The 16,421-nt window shown below is 48.0% G+C and carries 14 protein-coding genes, 1 pseudogene and 1 riboswitch; of the genes and pseudogenes, 6 read left to right on the forward strand and 9 right to left on the reverse strand.

Going from position 1 to position 16,421, the window contains the following annotated elements; translation table 11 throughout:
* The coding region (locus H8K36_RS14960; protein ID WP_186920454.1) for an RNA-guided endonuclease InsQ/TnpB family protein at positions 1–778 on the reverse strand (778 nt) is incomplete at its 3' end.
* Positions 779–949: 171 nt separating this feature from the next.
* Between H8K36_RS14960 and rpe the strand changes: the two genes are divergently transcribed.
* From rpe to trpC, 6 genes are all read left to right on the forward strand, one after another.
* Positions 950–1,618, forward strand: coding sequence for a ribulose-phosphate 3-epimerase (gene rpe / locus H8K36_RS14965; RefSeq protein WP_186917464.1), 669 nt, complete (start codon positions 950–952; stop codon positions 1,616–1,618).
* A gap of 114 nt (positions 1,619–1,732) precedes the next feature.
* On the forward strand, positions 1,733–2,422 hold the full coding sequence (locus H8K36_RS14970; RefSeq protein WP_186917463.1) for a phosphoglycolate phosphatase: 690 nt from the start codon (positions 1,733–1,735) through the stop codon (positions 2,420–2,422).
* 346 nt (positions 2,423–2,768) lie between these two features.
* On the forward strand, positions 2,769–4,265 hold the full coding sequence (gene trpE, locus H8K36_RS14975; protein WP_186917462.1) for an anthranilate synthase component I: 1,497 nt from the start codon (positions 2,769–2,771) through the stop codon (positions 4,263–4,265).
* Complete coding sequence (locus H8K36_RS14980; protein ID WP_186917461.1) at positions 4,266–4,832, forward strand: anthranilate synthase component II; 567 nt, start codon at positions 4,266–4,268, stop codon at positions 4,830–4,832.
* Position 4,833: 1 nt separating this feature from the next.
* Positions 4,834–5,865, forward strand: a complete 1,032-nt coding sequence (gene trpD, locus H8K36_RS14985) for an anthranilate phosphoribosyltransferase (RefSeq protein ID WP_186917460.1) — start codon at positions 4,834–4,836, stop codon at positions 5,863–5,865.
* Positions 5,866–5,910: 45 nt separating this feature from the next.
* Positions 5,911–6,711 (forward strand): indole-3-glycerol phosphate synthase TrpC, encoded by an 801-nt coding sequence (gene trpC, locus H8K36_RS14990; protein ID WP_186917459.1) that lies wholly within the window; start codon positions 5,911–5,913, stop codon positions 6,709–6,711.
* Between the two features lie 81 nt (positions 6,712–6,792).
* On the opposite strand, the gene H8K36_RS14995 is transcribed toward trpC, so the two are convergent.
* From H8K36_RS14995 to H8K36_RS15030, 8 genes and pseudogenes are all read right to left on the reverse strand, one after another.
* Positions 6,793–8,139, reverse strand: a complete 1,347-nt coding sequence (locus tag H8K36_RS14995) for a hypothetical protein (protein WP_186917458.1) — start codon at positions 8,137–8,139, stop codon at positions 6,793–6,795.
* 129 nt (positions 8,140–8,268) lie between these two features.
* On the reverse strand, positions 8,269–9,630 hold the full coding sequence (locus H8K36_RS15000) for a hypothetical protein (RefSeq protein WP_186917457.1): 1,362 nt from the start codon (positions 9,628–9,630) through the stop codon (positions 8,269–8,271).
* 110 nt (positions 9,631–9,740) lie between these two features.
* Positions 9,741–10,571, reverse strand: a complete 831-nt coding sequence (gene metF / locus H8K36_RS15005; RefSeq protein WP_186917456.1) for a methylenetetrahydrofolate reductase [NAD(P)H] — start codon at positions 10,569–10,571, stop codon at positions 9,741–9,743.
* Positions 10,558–10,911, reverse strand: a complete 354-nt coding sequence (locus H8K36_RS15010; protein ID WP_186917455.1) for a phage holin family protein — start codon at positions 10,909–10,911, stop codon at positions 10,558–10,560. The genes metF and H8K36_RS15010 overlap by 14 nt, the downstream gene beginning before the upstream one ends.
* A 189-nt stretch (positions 10,912–11,100) precedes the next feature.
* Complete coding sequence (ahcY, locus tag H8K36_RS15015) at positions 11,101–12,519, reverse strand: adenosylhomocysteinase (protein WP_186917454.1); 1,419 nt, start codon at positions 12,517–12,519, stop codon at positions 11,101–11,103.
* Positions 12,520–12,567: 48 nt separating this feature from the next.
* Positions 12,568–12,715: riboswitch (S-adenosyl-L-homocysteine riboswitch) on the reverse strand.
* A 113-nt stretch (positions 12,716–12,828) separates the two neighbouring features.
* Positions 12,829–13,431, reverse strand: a pseudogene (locus tag H8K36_RS15020) (adenine phosphoribosyltransferase); the annotation flags it as partial.
* The gene (locus H8K36_RS15025) at positions 13,432–15,414 is read right to left on the reverse strand and encodes a monovalent cation:proton antiporter family protein (RefSeq protein WP_186917452.1); all 1,983 of its coding nucleotides are present in this window, start codon (positions 15,412–15,414) and stop codon (positions 13,432–13,434) included.
* Positions 15,415–15,566: 152 nt separating this feature from the next.
* On the reverse strand, positions 15,567–16,394 hold the full coding sequence (locus H8K36_RS15030) for a BPSS1780 family membrane protein (RefSeq protein ID WP_186917451.1): 828 nt from the start codon (positions 16,392–16,394) through the stop codon (positions 15,567–15,569).
* Between the last annotated feature and the right edge of the window lie 27 nt (positions 16,395–16,421).

Consider the following 16,421-nt stretch of genomic DNA (forward strand, 5'->3'; position numbering starts at 1 on the left):
TCTTATGCAGGAAATCTTTCCGAGCATTGGCGATGGTATTGTGAATCTGCTGGACTTTCAACTTCGCCTTTTTCCAGTTGCTACTGAATGTTGTCCTCTTTAGTTTTACGTTACATTTTGCCTTGTGGCTCATGCGTCGCTGATAACGTGCAAGGCGCTGCTGGTGCTTCTTGAAACTGTTGAGCGGTGCGACGAAGCTGCCATCACTCATGGTGGCAAATCGTACAATCCCGACATCGATCCCGATGGCGCTTGTCGCAGCGGGTAATGGTTGTTCAACTTCTCGCTGCGTCTGGATCGAAACGAACCATTTTCCACTAGAATAGCTGACAGTGACATTTCTCACTTCACCCAACACATCACGACTATTGCGGTAACGAATCCACCCGAGCTTAGGCAGGAATATACGGCTGTTGGGCTGATCTAATTTGCATCCTTGAGGATAACGGAAGCTGTCCCCCATCCCTTTTTTCTTAAAGCGCGGGAAGTCAGCACGTTTGGCGAAGAAATTGCTATAGGCTCGCTCCAAATCCTTCAATGTTTGCTGCAATGCCTGAGATGGCGTTTCTGCTAGCCAAGTCGCCTCTGCCTTCCATCCTAGAAGACTCTTACACAGGCCTGCATATCCCTGTTTTGTTGCACCCTGTTCGTATAATGATTTTTGCATCGCCAGCGCCTTGTTATAGACGAACCTGCACGATCCTGCAAAACGGCGCATATCACGCTGTTGTTCGCTGCCTGGCATTAGTTCATATTTGAAGGCTTGGAGTCTCTGCATACTGTGATTATATACAGTTAATTCACTTCTGCAACTACCGCCTTTGGAGGGCTTCGCCTTCCTAGCTATCCATCCCCGCCCTGAAGAGGCGGGGCTTTTCGCTCAATTCCGGTAAAATACTGACTTTGCTGGCTATCATGCCTGTTCTTCAACTTTCAATCATTAAAGACCATGACCACCTACCGCATCGCTCCGAGTATTCTTTCTGCCGACTTCGCCAGACTTGGTGAGGAAGTCCGTAACGTTGTTGCGGCGGGCGCAGACATTATTCACTTTGACGTCATGGACAATCACTATGTGCCGAATTTGACGATAGGCCCATTGGTATGTGAAGCAATTCGCCCGCATGTGCAAGTTCCTATCGACGTTCATCTGATGGTGAAACCTGTTGATCGTATTATTCCCGACTTCGCCAAAGCAGGCGCCAACATCATCACTTTTCACCCAGAAGGATCAGAACACATCGATCGCAGCTTGCAATTAATTCGCGATCATGGTTGCAAAGCTGGCTTGGTATTGAATCCCGCGACCCCTCTGCATGTACTCGAACACGTGATGGATAAACTCGACATTATTCTTTTGATGTCTGTCAATCCAGGTTTCGGTGGACAGTCCTTCATCCCACACACTCTGAAGAAAATTGCAGCCGTGCGCAAGATGATTAACGAATCAGGTCGCGATATTTTGCTCGAAGTAGACGGTGGCGTAAAAATCGACAATATTCGCGAAATCGCTGCTGCGGGTGCGGATACTTTCGTTGCAGGCTCTGCCATTTTCGGCAAGCCCGACTATAAAGCGGTGATTGACGCAATGCGCCTGGAATTAGCCCAAGTCGCTTAAGTCTCAAAGCTTTCGACCATAAAGCAAGCTCTGTGTAGGGCGAATTCCCAACATTCGCCCTACCCTAAGTATGTAGATTCAGGCCTTTGATTTCATCACCCTCAGTCAGACTTCATGAGTAATTTCGCAGATATTCGCGCCCTCATCATCGACCTCGACGGCACCATGCTGGACACAGGGCCTGATTTCTTGATCGCTATCAATCGCATGCGAGCGGAGTTGTCCCTTCCTGGGTTAGACATTAAGACCATCACCCATTTTGTGGGGAAAGGCTCAGCCAACTTGGTTCAACGTGTGCTATCGGTGGATTTCGAGCCCGCCAAAGTTGAACAACACTTTGAAGCTGCCATGGCAAGCTACGAAAAGCATTATCTGGCAATCAATGGCGACTACAGCACTCTTTATCCTGAAGTAATGGAAGGCTTGCATGCATTCAAAGCGCAAGGACTCAAGCTCGCTTGCGTCACCAACAAGCCAATGAACTTCACCACTCCACTTCTTGCAAAAAAGGGCCTAAGCGGCTTTTTTGACTTGGTCTACGGCGGCGATTCGTTTGCGCGAAAGAAACCCGACCCCATGCCCATGCTAGAGGCCTGCAAAGGACTTGGGCTAGAACCACACCAAGTATTGGCAATCGGAGACTCCTCCAATGATGCCGCCGCAGCCAGAGCCGCAGGCTGCCCTGTGGTGATCGTGCCCTACGGCTACAACCACGGAGAGGCTGTACAAACTATCGAAAGTGATGGTATAGTCGAGACATTGTTGGCTGTTGCACAAATTTTAGTCAGCAAAAATATTAACTAATTTCATCAAGCTTCTATCACAAATAGAATGTTCCTCGATAAGAAACGTCCATCAACAATTCCAGGCACTTTTGAGGCCTGGCTATGGCGACGCTGGCAATCTAACTGACCAGCGTGGGCGCTTTCGTCTGTGTGTCTGAGTTTTATCCAAACCCTGATCCGCGCCAACGACGTTTTTTCATCTCTCGTCATCTTTGACAAGTTTCTGTAGTTTTCGCATAAAGTTTTGCCTGCTGTTTTGATGTTGTCTTTCAAACTCTGGCGCTAGCTACGTCGACTATCTCGACCTCTATCTTGCGTTTAGCTTGAGCAACAAGATTCAGCAAATCTAACGTCCGATCGATATCATGACTGAACTTGAATTTAAATCACTCGCCGCACAAGGCCATAACCGCATTCCGATGATTGCCGAAGCTTTCGCTGATCTGGAAACTCCATTAACCCTATATCTCAAATTGGCACAAGCCAGCAACGGCGGGAAACATAGTTTTCTACTCGAGTCCGTCAAAGGCGGCGAACGATTTGGACGTTACTCCTTTATCGGCTTACCCGCGTCAACAGTCGTACGCTCTTACGGTTTCCACACCGAAGTCATTAAGAATGGAGAAACCATTGAAAGCTTTGATGGAAACCCGCTCGATTTCATCGCTGAATACCAATCGCGTTTCCGCGTCGCTTTGCGCCCTGGTCTGCCGCGCTTCTGTGGTGGCCTCGCTGGATATTTTGGCTATGACGCCGTACGTTATGTGGAAAAGCGACTAGAGAAAACAGCGCCCAAAGATGATTTAGGTTTACCCGATATTCAACTACTCCTGACCGAAGAACTTGCGGTCATCGATAACGTTTCTGGCAAACTCTATCTCATCGTGTATGCCGACCCGACGCAAGCAGAAGCGTGGAGCAAAGCCCGTCAGCGCCTGAAAGATTTGCGCGCCATGCTTCGTCGTAGCGTCGATGTACCAATCACTTCTGCTTCGGTGAGAACCGAAGCCATTCGCGATTTCGCCAAGGAAGATTATTTAAAGGCCGTACTCAAAGCAAAAGAGTACATTATGGCTGGCGATTTAATGCAGGTCCAAGTGGGGCAACGCATCAAAAAACCTTATGTCGACTCACCGCTCTCCTTATACCGCGCGCTGCGATCCATCAATCCGTCACCCTACATGTACTTTTACAATTTCGGTGACATGCACGTGATTGGCGCATCGCCTGAGATTTTAGTTCGTAACGAACAACTCAGTGATGGCAATAAGAAAGTCACCATCCGTCCGCTCGCCGGAACACGACCACGTGGAGCGACACCGGAACGAGATGAGGAACTCGCAGTAGAATTGCTGGCAGATCCAAAAGAAATCGCCGAACACGTAATGTTGATCGACCTAGCTCGCAACGATATCGGCCGTATCGCGCAAACGGGTAGCGTCAAGCTCACCGAAAAAATGGTGATTGAAAAGTACTCACACGTGCAGCACATCGTCTCGAACGTTGAAGGCCTATTAAAGCCGAATATGTCTAACCTCGATGTTCTCAAAGCCACCTTCCCTGCTGGCACGCTTTCCGGTGCGCCTAAAGTGCGAGCAATGGAACTGATTGATGAGCTAGAACCAGTTAAACGCGGTATTTATGGTGGTGCCTGTGGCTATCTTTCGTTTGGTGGAGAGATGGATTTAGCGATTGCTATTCGCACAGGCGTGTTGAAAGACGGCATGCTGTACGTACAAGCTGCAGCAGGCGTCGTTGCTGATTCTATTCCCGAAATGGAATGGCAAGAAACTGAGAATAAAGCGCGCGCGATGTTGCGTGCAGCAGAACAGGTGCAAGATGGATTGGACGGAGAAATTTAAATGCTACTCATGATCGACAACTACGATTCCTTTACTTACAACCTCGTGCAATATTTCGCCGAGCTTGGAGAAGAAGTTCGAACCTATCGTAACGATGAAATTACGATTGAAGAGATAGAGGCGATGAAGCCTGATCGCATTTGCATCTCTCCTGGACCTTGTACGCCGCTCGAAGCTGGCATCTCCGTTCCAGTACTCAAAAAATTTACCGGGAAAATTCCGATTCTCGGCGTCTGCCTAGGCCATCAAAGTATTGCAGAAGCTTTTGGTGGAAAAGTAATCCGTGCTAAAGAAGTCATGCATGGCAAGACCTCACCGATCGCGCATACGGGCGTTGGTGTGTTTAGCGATTTGCCAAGTCCTTACATCGTTACTCGTTATCACTCATTGGCGATTGAACGTTCTAGCCTTCCCGATTGTTTGGAAGTGACCGCGTGGACTGAAGATGGCGAGATTATGGGTGTAAGGCACAAAGAGTTCGATTTGCAAGGTGTGCAATTCCATCCTGAATCGATTTTGTCAGAACATGGCCACGCCCTATTGAAAAATTTTTTGATCGGAAAATAAGATGACTATCTCTCAGCAAGAAGCGCTCACCCGTTTAATCGAACATCGCGAAATTTTCCATGACGAGATGTTGCATTTATTCCGCAAAATCATGGGCGGGGAAATGTCACCAATCATGATTGCAGCCCTAACTATGGGTCTGCGCGTCAAGAAAGAAAGCATTGGCGAAATCACAGCAGCAGCGCAAGTGATGCGTGAATTTTCAACCAAAGTGCCGATGGCAAATACGAAGAACTTGATCGACATCGTTGGTACGGGTGGCGATGGTGCTCATACGTTCAATATCTCCACAGCTTCAATGTTTGTAACGGCCGCTGCCGGTGCACGTGTCGCTAAACATGGAGGCCGTAGTGTTTCTTCATCGTCGGGTAGTGCCGATGTCTTGGAATCTTTAGGCGTCAACATCAATCTACAACCCGAGCAGATCGCCCAATCGATCGCACAAACCAATATTGGTTTTATGTTTGCGCCTAACCATCATGCCGCGATGAAGCATGCAGCTCCTGTGCGTCGCGAACTTGGCGTTCGTACGATCTTCAACATTCTCGGGCCACTCACCAATCCAGCTGGTGCCCCCAATATCTTGATGGGTGTATTCCACCCTGACCTGGTCGGTATTCAAGTCCGCGTCTTGCAGCGCTTGGGCGCTCAGCATGCGATTGTAGTCTGGGGTCGTGACAATATGGATGAAGTCTCACTCGGTGCACCGACCATGGTCGGCGAGCTCGTCAATGGTGAGATCCGTGAATACGATATCCATCCAGAAGATTTCGGTCTGCAAATGGTTTCCAACCGCAGCCTCAAAGTCTCCGGCGCAGAAGAATCCAAAGCGCGCATCCTAGATGTGCTCAACAACGTTGCGGGTCCAGCAACCGATATCGTAAGTTTGAACGCTGGCACCGCTTTGTATGGTGCGGGCATTGCTGATTCGATCGCTGATGGCGTCAAGAAAGCCCAAGCTGCGATTGCATCAGGCGCGGCCAAAGCGAAATTAGATCAATTGATTGAAGTGACCCATCAGCTCGGAAAGTGAAACGTTAAAGCTAAAGCGCGAACGCGTTTTTGATCAGGAATACTTATGTCAGACATATTGAACAAAATCATTGAAGTAAAGAGTGAAGAAGTCGCACTGGCCAAAAAGCAGCAAGGCTATGCAAGCCTACGAAGCGATGTCGAGAGTAACCGTGAGGTACACCAGAGTATTCGTGGATTCGAAACGAGCTTACGACAAAAGATCGCGGCACAGCAGGCCGCGGTCATCGCAGAAATTAAGAAAGCGTCTCCGTCTAAAGGCGTTATTCGCGAACATTTCGTGCCATCAGAAATCGCTATGAGCTATGCCGAACACGGCGCTGCCTGTTTATCGGTGCTCACGGACGAAAAGTTTTTCCAAGGCGCTCCCGATTATTTGAAACAAGCGCGTGCCGCCTGTTCCTTACCGGTATTACGGAAGGATTTCATGATCGACCCTTACCAAGTGTATCAAGCACGGCATTGGGGCGCTGACTGTATTCTCCTAATCGTCGCCGCACTTGATCACGGACTTATGGCAGAACTGGAAGCTTGTGCGCATGAACTTGGGATGGATGTTTTGGTCGAAGTGCACAATGGTGAAGAACTAGAAGCCGCACTGAAATTGAAAACGAATTTAGTCGGCATCAACAATCGCAATTTACGCACTTTTGAAGTGAGCCTTGATACTACGTTAGGCCTCTTGCCGCGCATTCCGAACGACAGGCTCATCATTACGGAATCGGGAATTTTCACACGCGAAGATGTTGTGGCGATGCGTGCAGCCAACGTGCATAGCTTCCTCGTGGGAGAAGCTTTTATGCGGGCTGATGACCCGGGCGTCGAATTACAGAAAATTTTTTCTTGAAGTGCGATGGAGGAAGTCGATCTTCCTCCATATGTCATTCAAAGATTGAACCACTACGTCACAAGCCGGCGTTCTATGTTGTTACTGCTTTGGCTGGCGCATGCCGCGCCCGATCTTGATCAGTTCATCTCGTGAGATATCAAAAGTCTTTGTCTCATCTCGGTAGGTCGAAAATTCACCTTTTTTAAGATTACTCAAGATCTTGTTCATATGATTCAAGCTCATATGGCAGGCTGACTCTAGCCCCGAGCCTTGCTGCAGTTTCTGCGCCTCTCTACGCATTATCTCGCGAAAGTAGGCCCGCACCAAATCAAATTCGTCCGTTATTTTCTGAAGCGCTTCTCGATCCCATTCTAAAGGCGAAGACAACTTCAAAAAAAGTGCTCGATCAAACATGCTAGCGTCATCACGCAAAAGTTGGTTTGCTATTGAAATGCAGATCGATCGCCGATGTGGCTTCTTGACCGCCTCTTCATTACAAGCAGCCGAGATATGCTTCGTTGGTGGTATCGGCAGTATCATCAAATGCTCATAGGCCCATGCCGCCAATTCGGTTCGATGTTGGTAATCATCGAGACTAGGAGGAAGTGCTGGCAGTGCAGTGGCGACATCAAAGTAATAATCAAATCTCTTCGCCAAACTAAGTCGATACAAAGCATTTTCAAAGGCCGTCGCATCTTCACCTGGTCCAGGCACCTTCATGGCTGCCAGGGCATAGCGCGCAGCTGCACCATTGTCGGGATCACGTTGCATCCATTGCGCCGCGTCGAGTCTGGTACACAAACTCGCTCCTACGAGCGCTCCACTTAAGCAAGTGTTATAAGCCATCCCGTACAGCATGGGATCAGAAGTATAGACCGCAAGATTAATGAGCGTCGCTTGATCGGCACTGGTCCTTTCGCGCATTGCAACTCTAAGGTTTTCGGAACACTGGGGATCATCATCACACTTTGAGTTCAAATGCTGTGCTTGAGTTACAGCTGTTTTTGCCCTTACTGTCAACAGCAATGACACCGCAGCAGCTCTCTGCCTTGGCGTCCCTGTAGTAGCGACAGATCGTAACCATTCTTCCACCGAATGATCTGAGGTCTGCAAATAATTTAAGATTTGATCAGAGTATCCTGCCGCATCTAGTTTCCCCCACCGGCCGTGAGAAAAGCCTTTGCATAACTCATCCTCACCCATAAACCTTTGCTTGGCTTGGGTCGTCGTTTCTGACGTAGTACCGCTAGTGATGGCCACTAAGTTGACCAGTTCAGACTTGGAGTGCTGCACTTGACTATGTTTTCGCACATCTATCCGCGCTTGATTCTGCAGTGAGGCATTCGCATCGTCTTCACCAAAATGGTACCAGCCGAGAGACGAGAGCGCAGTGATGATTAGGACAACAATTAGCAAACGTAATTTAGAAAAAACTGTCTGACTCATTCGGTTTCACTCTCGGTTAAAGGAATTCGCCTTATGAAATATGCAAGTCATCGAAAGTGCAACAAACCCATGACTAGAATCTGAGATTTCTTGCGCAAGCAATGAATCAGTCTGGAACACATTGCTCCATTATCGCGAAACTCGCGATCGTCGACCAATATTAATCATTTCGTCTCGCGACATTCCAAACTCTTTGGCATCTTGCTGAAGCTGCTTAAATTCCCCCTTTGCCGCATATAAGCTAATGTCCGCATTCCACTTGAGGGCGCGGTGGCAGGCTGCTAATCGACCTGAGGCATCCTGATACTGCCGTTTCTGTTGCTCGCTCTTGGCCCGATAATACCCATGCACCTCATCCACTTCATCAGCATATTTTTGCAAGCTCGATTTATCCCAATTTAAGTTTGCCGCTAGTTTCAAAAAAATGCCACGGTCAATAAGGAAGGCATTCTCACGCAAATATTGATTTGCGACTTTCTCACAAAGCGATCGACGATTTGCATTCTTCAAATAATCTCCACTACATGCTCGGATGATATTTCTGTGAGGTGGTAGCGGGGAAATATCCCCAAAGTAAGCTCGTAAAGAGTCTAGTTCGGTACGCCCTCGATAATCATCAAGTGATGAAGGTAGGTTAGGCAACTCACGCCCTACGTCAAAATACACATCAAATTTCTTTGCTTGTCCGAAGCGATAGAGTGCATTCTCAAAAGCAGTTTGATCTTGATCTGATGGCGCTAATTTCAATTCACCCAAGGCATAGAGGGCTGCCGCGCCATTATCCGGATCTAACTGCATCCATTGCAATGAACCAACTCGCTCACAGATCGTATCGCTACTGAGGCTAGACTGCTTACAAATATTATGTGCCATCCCGTACAAAGCTGGGTCTGGCAGGTAGATCGCCGTATTCACCAAAGCGTACGCGTAGGGGCTTGTTTTCTGTCCAACAACAGCCTCCAATGAAGCAGAACATTCTTTCAGTTGGTCGCAATTCGGTGTGCGTGAATAAACCTCTTTACGCGTAGCTCTGTCGATAGACGCAATGAGTAACGACAAGGCCGCGCCCTTCTGTCTTGCCGTGCCTGTATTGGTGACCGAGCGTAACCATTCCTCAAGCGCAGGATCGCCGCCTTGAACATGATCACGCAAGGCCTCGGCAAACTGATCTTCAGTCCATTTCGGTGAAGACTTCGCTGCAAAATCTTTGCAGAGTTCATCCGCATTATTGAATTTGGCTTGCGTCGATTTCGATCTAGCTTCGTTGGTGGCTTCTGTGTTGGAACCATGCACTTGCACTGATGATTGGGCTCTTTGTTCAACTACAACAGGTAGGGTCGAAACATTCGTTTTCTGCACAGCCGCTTGGGAGCCTCCATCAAGCTCCACGCCTCTGATCTGCCAAAGGGACAATATAACGAGAAGCACAATGAAAACACCAACGGCAATAAGTAACCACACCCGCTTGTATTTCGATTGATGCTGCCTCATATGCGTTCACTTTAAGAATAAAGTATTACAGTCTAGAAGAGATCATTAGCGACGTAAACAAAAAAACGGAGGACGAGCCTCCGTTTTCATTGGGCACAAAAGTACCGCAATTACGCCAACAAGCGTTTCCAGATTTCTGTGGTCGCCGCTGCTTGATTCAGAGAATAGAAATGCAAACCCGGGGCGCCACCTGCCAACAAGCGTTCGCACATTTGCGTCACAACATCAAGACCAAAGGCTTTGATCGACGCGCTATCGTCACCGAAGCTCGCCAATTTCAGACGTACCCAACGAGGAATTTCAGCGCCACACATTTCGGAGAAGCGCATCAACTGGCTACTATTCGTGATCGGCATAACACCCGCTACGATAGGCACATCAACTCCAGCCTTGTGCGCATTCTCAACGAACTGAAAATAGGCATCTGCATTGTAAAAATACTGGGTGATCGCCGCGTTGGCACCTGCCTTCACTTTGCGCACAAAGTTATTCAAGTCGTCTTGTGGAGACTTGGCTTGTGGGTGCATTTCTGGGTATGCCGCTACTTCGATATGAAACCAATCACCGGTTTCGGCGCGAATAAACTCGACCAACTCGTTTGCGTAACGGAATTCACCGCCCATGCCATAACCACTCGGCAAATCGCCGCGCAGCGCGACTAAGCGACGAATATCGTGTTCTTGATAGGTTTTCAGAATCTGACGAATCGAATCTTTACTGCCACCGACACAGGATAGATGCGGAGCTGCATCAAAGCCTTCTTTGCGGATCTCAACCACGGTATCCAAAGTGCCTTGTTGGGTGGTGCCGCCAGCACCAAAAGTCACTGAGAAATACTTCGGGTCCAGTTCGGCCAATTTGGCGCGTGTGGCACGTAATTTTTGCGTACCGTCTTCCGTCTTTGGCGGGAAAAATTCAATACTAAAATTATGTGTTTTCATCGTTGTTCAACAATAAAGTGGAGAGCGCCCATGAAGTGATGCTGTATAAAATTGCGCCAAATGTGGCCGACCAAAAACCGCCAACATGAAAGCCATCAATAAGGCTTGCAACCGCCCAAAACATTAGGCCGTTGATCACAAAAATAAACAGACCAAGACTGACCAACGTCACCGGCAAAGTCAAGATCAAGAGGATAGGTCGGATCACCGTATTCACAAAACCGAGTACCACTGCGACTAGTAATGCCGTAACAAAACTATCGATGGTAATCGAGCTGAGCAAATAAGGTAAGGCCAATAACGCGATTGCATTGATCAACCAAGTAGCCAGCAGACGCATGGCGCCTCCATGAGATTTGAATACAAACTATCTTGACCAAATCATCGAATCAAATTCAATGATTCGGTCAGTTCACATCAAAATAAGACCATCGCAAAATTGCGCTAGCAACGTGAGGGGCGTAGCCAATACATTGGTACGACAATGCCAATACATCAACGCCAGCGTTTGTTTTGCGTCGGTCTTAAATTAATAACGATAGTGTTCTGGTTTGTATGGACCTTCTTTTTTCACGCCGATGTAATTAGCTTGTTCCGCTGTCAACTCAGTTAATTGAGCATTGAGTTTTTTCAATTGCAGACGCGCTACTTTTTCGTCGAGATGTTTAGGCAATGTGTACACACCGACTGGATACTTGTCAGTGTTGCAGAACAATTCGATTTGCGCGATGGTTTGATTCGCGAATGAAGAGCTCATCACATACGAAGGGTGACCAGTACCGCAGCCCAAGTTAACCAAACGACCTTCGGCTAACAAAATAATACGACGGCCAGATGGGAAGATCACATGATCTACTTGTGGTTTGATATTGTCCCACTTGTATTGCTTGAGTGAGGCAACGTCGATCTCATTATCGAAGTGACCGATGTTACAAACGATCGCTTGATCCTTCATCTTCAACATATGTTCGTGCGTGATAACATGGTAATTGCCTGTTGTCGTCACGAAGATATCACCATGTTCACAAGCGTAATCCATGGTCACTACGCGATAGCCTTCCATTGCTGCTTGCAATGCGCAAATAGGATCAATTTCTGTTACCCACACTTGTGCGGATAAAGCACGCATCGCCTGTGCGGAGCCCTTACCTACATCACCGTAACCAGCAATCACCGCCACTTTACCAGCGATCATGACGTCAGTCGCACGCTTAACACCATCCACCAAAGATTCGCGGCAACCATAGAGATTGTCGAATTTCGATTTCGTCACGGAGTCATTAACATTAATCGCTGGGAAGGCCAACTTACCGTCTTTATGCATTTGATACAAACGATGCACGCCAGTCGTTGTTTCTTCTGTTACGCCTTTAATCGCAGCCAAACGTTTGGAATACCAAGTTGCGTCAACCGCTAAGTGCTTTTTGATCGAATTGAACAAGCAGATTTCTTCTTCGGAACCTGGGTTATTCAACACAGAAATATCGGTTTCTGCGCGTGTGCCCAAATGCAGCAACAAAGTCGCATCACCGCCGTCATCCAAAATCATGTTGGAGTAACCGCCGTCTTTCCAATCGAAAATACGGTGTGTGAATTCCCAGTATTCATCGAGGTTTTCGCCTTTGAATGCGAACACTGGTGTACCGCCTGCTGCAATCGCCGCAGCAGCGTGGTCTTGAGTTGAATAGATATTGCATGAAGCCCAGCGCACTTCTGCGCCGAGTGCATTCAGAGTTTCAATCAACACGGCGGTTTGAATCGTCATGTGTAAAGAACCAGTGATGCGTGCGCCCTTCAAAGGTTGGCTTGCAGCGAATTCCTCACGAATTGCCATTAAGCCTGGCATTTCAGTCTCAGCAATTTGAATTTCTTTGCGGCCCCAATCGGCCAGGCTCAAGTCAGCAACGACGAAGTCTTGTGCTAAGTTTGGTGTAGTTTGTGTAGTCATGATGGCGGCGTTCTCACGCCCTCCTTTCTAAGATTAATCAAGAAAAAAGTAACGTGAGCGCAGTTGCGTAGAGTGTGACGATTACTAGTTGAATAATCAGCCTACTCGCGGAATCCAAGCCTGGCAGAATGATCGCCTACTAGCCAACTCGATTAAATTGACTTTCGTGACATCTGTCGCAGCGCTCCTTGGAGAGCCCGAAGTATAACGCAAAAAAGGCCGTTCGCGAAACGGCCTAACTTGATTGGCTACTCATTTCATTGCCAATTTGAAATCAAAAGAGGTGAAAACTTAACTCAAAAACATCGCTTAATGGCCGTCAAAATCGCATACCGTGAATACTTTCAAGCCACTTTGCTCGATCAGTTTCGAGCCGCCAAGCTCCGGCAAATCCACAATCACCGCTGCTTCTATGACTTCCGCACCGAGACGTTCTAATAGCTTTTTTCCCGCTAGCATAGTGCCGCCGGTCGCTATCAAATCGTCGACCAACAAGACACGATCACCCTGCTTGCAAGCGTCGGTATGGACCTCGACTGTGGCACTACCGTATTCCAAATCGTATTCCTCTGAGATTGTATGAAAGGGCAACTTACCTTTCTTGCGAATCGGGACAAAGCCGAGATTCAATTCATACGCGATGACCGAACCGAGAATAAAACCGCGCGCATCGAGGCCGGCGACGTAATTGAGATTCGCATTCGCATAACGGGCTAAAAAGATATCAATCAGAGCGCGGAACACCTTTGGATCTTGCAATAGAGGCGTGATGTCACGAAATTGTATTCCTGCCTGCGGCCAATCCGGCACGGTACGTACATGTTGCTTAATGTATTCTTTGGAGTCGATCATATGCTTCCTGTTGGAACTAAAATTTTGCGCTCTTGAACGATATCGAGTGAGCGCTCGTGTTTATTTGTTCAGTTTTTGCTCTGCACGTGTGACGCCCTCTGCGGTCCCGCGCAAAACGATCACATCGGCGCCTTCCAATTGCAATTCTGGAGTTGCATCGAGGCGCTGCTTACCTCGTCGCACTGCAGTAATATCGACACCCGTTTCGGCTAAACCAAGTTCGGAAATCGCCCGTCCGATGTGCTTACTACGCTCTTTCAAAACGACGGTATGCAAACGCAATTGCATGCTTTCAGCATCGTCAGCGGCATCACTCGCACCGTGAAAAAATCCTCGCAAAGATTCATAGCGTGCATCACGCGCCATCTGCACCGTATGCACCACGCGTCGTAATGGCACGCCCAGCAAAACTAAGGCATGGGATGCCAACATCAAGCTGCCTTCCATCAAATCGGGTACGACTTCTGTTGCACCGGCTGCTCGCAATTTTTCCAGATCGGTGTCGTCATGACTTCGCACAACCACTGGCAAACTAGGATTAAGCTCGTGCACCAAATGCAAAATCTTCAATGCCGAGGCAGTATTGGTATAAGTAATTACTAATGCGGCCGCTCGATTAATACCTGCTGCCATCAAACTTTCGCGGCGGCCAGCATCACCATATGAAACGTTAGCACCAGCAATTTGTGCTTCGCTAATGCGATCTGGGTCGAGATCAAGTGCGTGGTAATCGATTTTTTCGTCACTAAGTAAGCGTGCCAAACTCTGCCCGCTACGCCCAAAGCCAGCGATGATGACGTGCTTTTTGGTCTTCATGGTACGCGCGGCGATTTGAGTCAGCGCCAAGGATTGCATCATCCATTCATTCGCGGAAAGCTTTTTCACGATCCAATCTGATTTGGCGAGGATGAAAGGCGAAATCAACATAGAAACGACCATCGACGCCAAAATCAATTGCAACAGCAAAGGATCAATTAAATTTAAGCCACCAGCTTGATTCAATAAGACGAAGCCGAATTCACCAGCTTGCGCTAATCCGAGGCCGGTGCGCAATGCCACGCTTGTTGGGGCTTTGAATAAACGTGCTAGCGCGAAGATCAATCCAAACTTCATCAATACCGGGCCAGCCAACAACAGCAAGATTAACCAACCGTATTCCAACACCAGGCTCAAATTGAGCAGCATACCGACAGTCACAAAAAACAACCCTAACAATACGTCACGGAAGGATTTAATATCTTCTTCCACTTGATGCTTGTATTCAGTTTCGGAGATCAGCATCCCGGCAACGAAGGCTCCCAAAGCAAGGGACAACCCTGCCTTCTCGGTTAGCCAAGCTGCGCCTAAGGTGAACAACAGAAGATTGAGCATGAACAGCTCTTGAGATCGGCGTTTCACGACAATCGTGAACCAGCTTCGCACAACGCGTTTACCCACGAAGAACAGTAGAAACAAAACCACAGAGGCTTTCGCGCTGGCCAATGTCAAGGTCATACTAAGGTTTTCAGAGTCCGTCGCCAACGCTGGCACCAAAATCAATAGCGGCACCACTGCCAAATCTTGAAACAACAGCACACTAATAATTTGGCGGCCATGCGGACTCTCAAGCTCTAACTTTTCAGTAAGCATTTTCGAAACGATGGCCGTAGATGACATCGACAAAGCCCCACCTAATGCAAATGCCGCTTTCCAACTCATCTCAAAGTATTGAGGTAAGCACATCGCTGCAACGGTAGCGCCGATCATGGCTAGCACGATGGTCATCACGACCTGAGCCAGACCTAATCCAAATACTGCGCGACGCATCGAGATCAATTTGGTCAAAGAAAATTCAAGACCAATTGAAAACATCAAAAACACCACACCAAACTCGGCCAGTTGATGAGTCGCTGCACTCTCCTGTGCCCAGCCTAATGCGTGTGGGCCAATTAAAATCCCAACGCCAAGATAGCCAAGCATAGGCGGCAAATTCAGCATACGGAAAGCGACCACGCCAAGCACGGCGGAACTAAGAAGAAGGAGAGTGGTATCGAGAGCGGTCATGTGCTCTATTATTACCGATAAAGACTGGTGCAGTGATGAAGCCACTGCAATTTTTGCGGAATTGTTGGATTTTTTCTTGCTGTAGACTGGATCTTAAATAAGGCAAAACGCGCAGGACTACGCGCTTTGCCGTTAAGACTTGTTTTTGATAATTACATTGATGCTGTCGTATTTGCAGGCACCAAGAAAATTTCACGATAGGCACCGTACATCGCGCCAATCATGGTTGGCCACAAAATTAACCATCCCAAGAAAATTGGTAGGGTCGCCAATACACCCAAAATGATCGTCAAAATCACATAGAGGAAAAATGCTCCCCAGTTTTTCAAACTTGCTTTCAAGCTCAGTTTCAGCGCTTCAAACGGCTCGACGTTATGGAAAACCACCAAGGCCGGAGCAAAAGAAATTGCCATCGCAACTGGAATGAATGCAATTATCGCCACAATGAACAGCAGCAAAATCGTACCAAAGCCGAGGCCAAAGAGAGCAGAAGCGACATTTCCACCGCTTAACGCACTTGTCGCGACAGCACCGCCGATAGTAATGGCCACAACAATGCCGATTACAGCCGCGATCAAGAAGATACCGATTAGCCAGAACAAGCCTAATAAAGCCAGGGAACCGAATTTCTCTTTAAAGCCGGCAAACATCATGTCTACACCGATAGGCTTGCCTTCAAATTGTGCTTGGCAAGCCATCATGAAGCCAGCAGTAAACACTGGCATCAAAATATAAGAGGCGAGAGACCCAAGCGGAATCACGCCGAGAACAATAGCAATTACAAAGTGAATTAACGCCATGCCAATCCAGACGCCGGGCGCAGCTTTAAACGAACCAAAGCCTACACTAAACCAGTTAGTAGCACTTCCCGCACCGAGCTGGTTACCTTGAGGATTAAATTGTGTGCCATCGTTTCCAGAAATCATGTCTGAGGGTGGCGCGGAGTACGATTGATTTGGGTCAACGGAATATGGATTCATAAAAGCTACTTTCACAAAAATAATTAA

The sequence above is a fragment of the Affinundibacterium nitidum genome (genome assembly GCF_014284155.1).
In the GTDB taxonomy this organism is placed as follows: Bacteria; Pseudomonadota; Gammaproteobacteria; order Burkholderiales; family Burkholderiaceae_D; genus Undibacterium; species Undibacterium nitidum.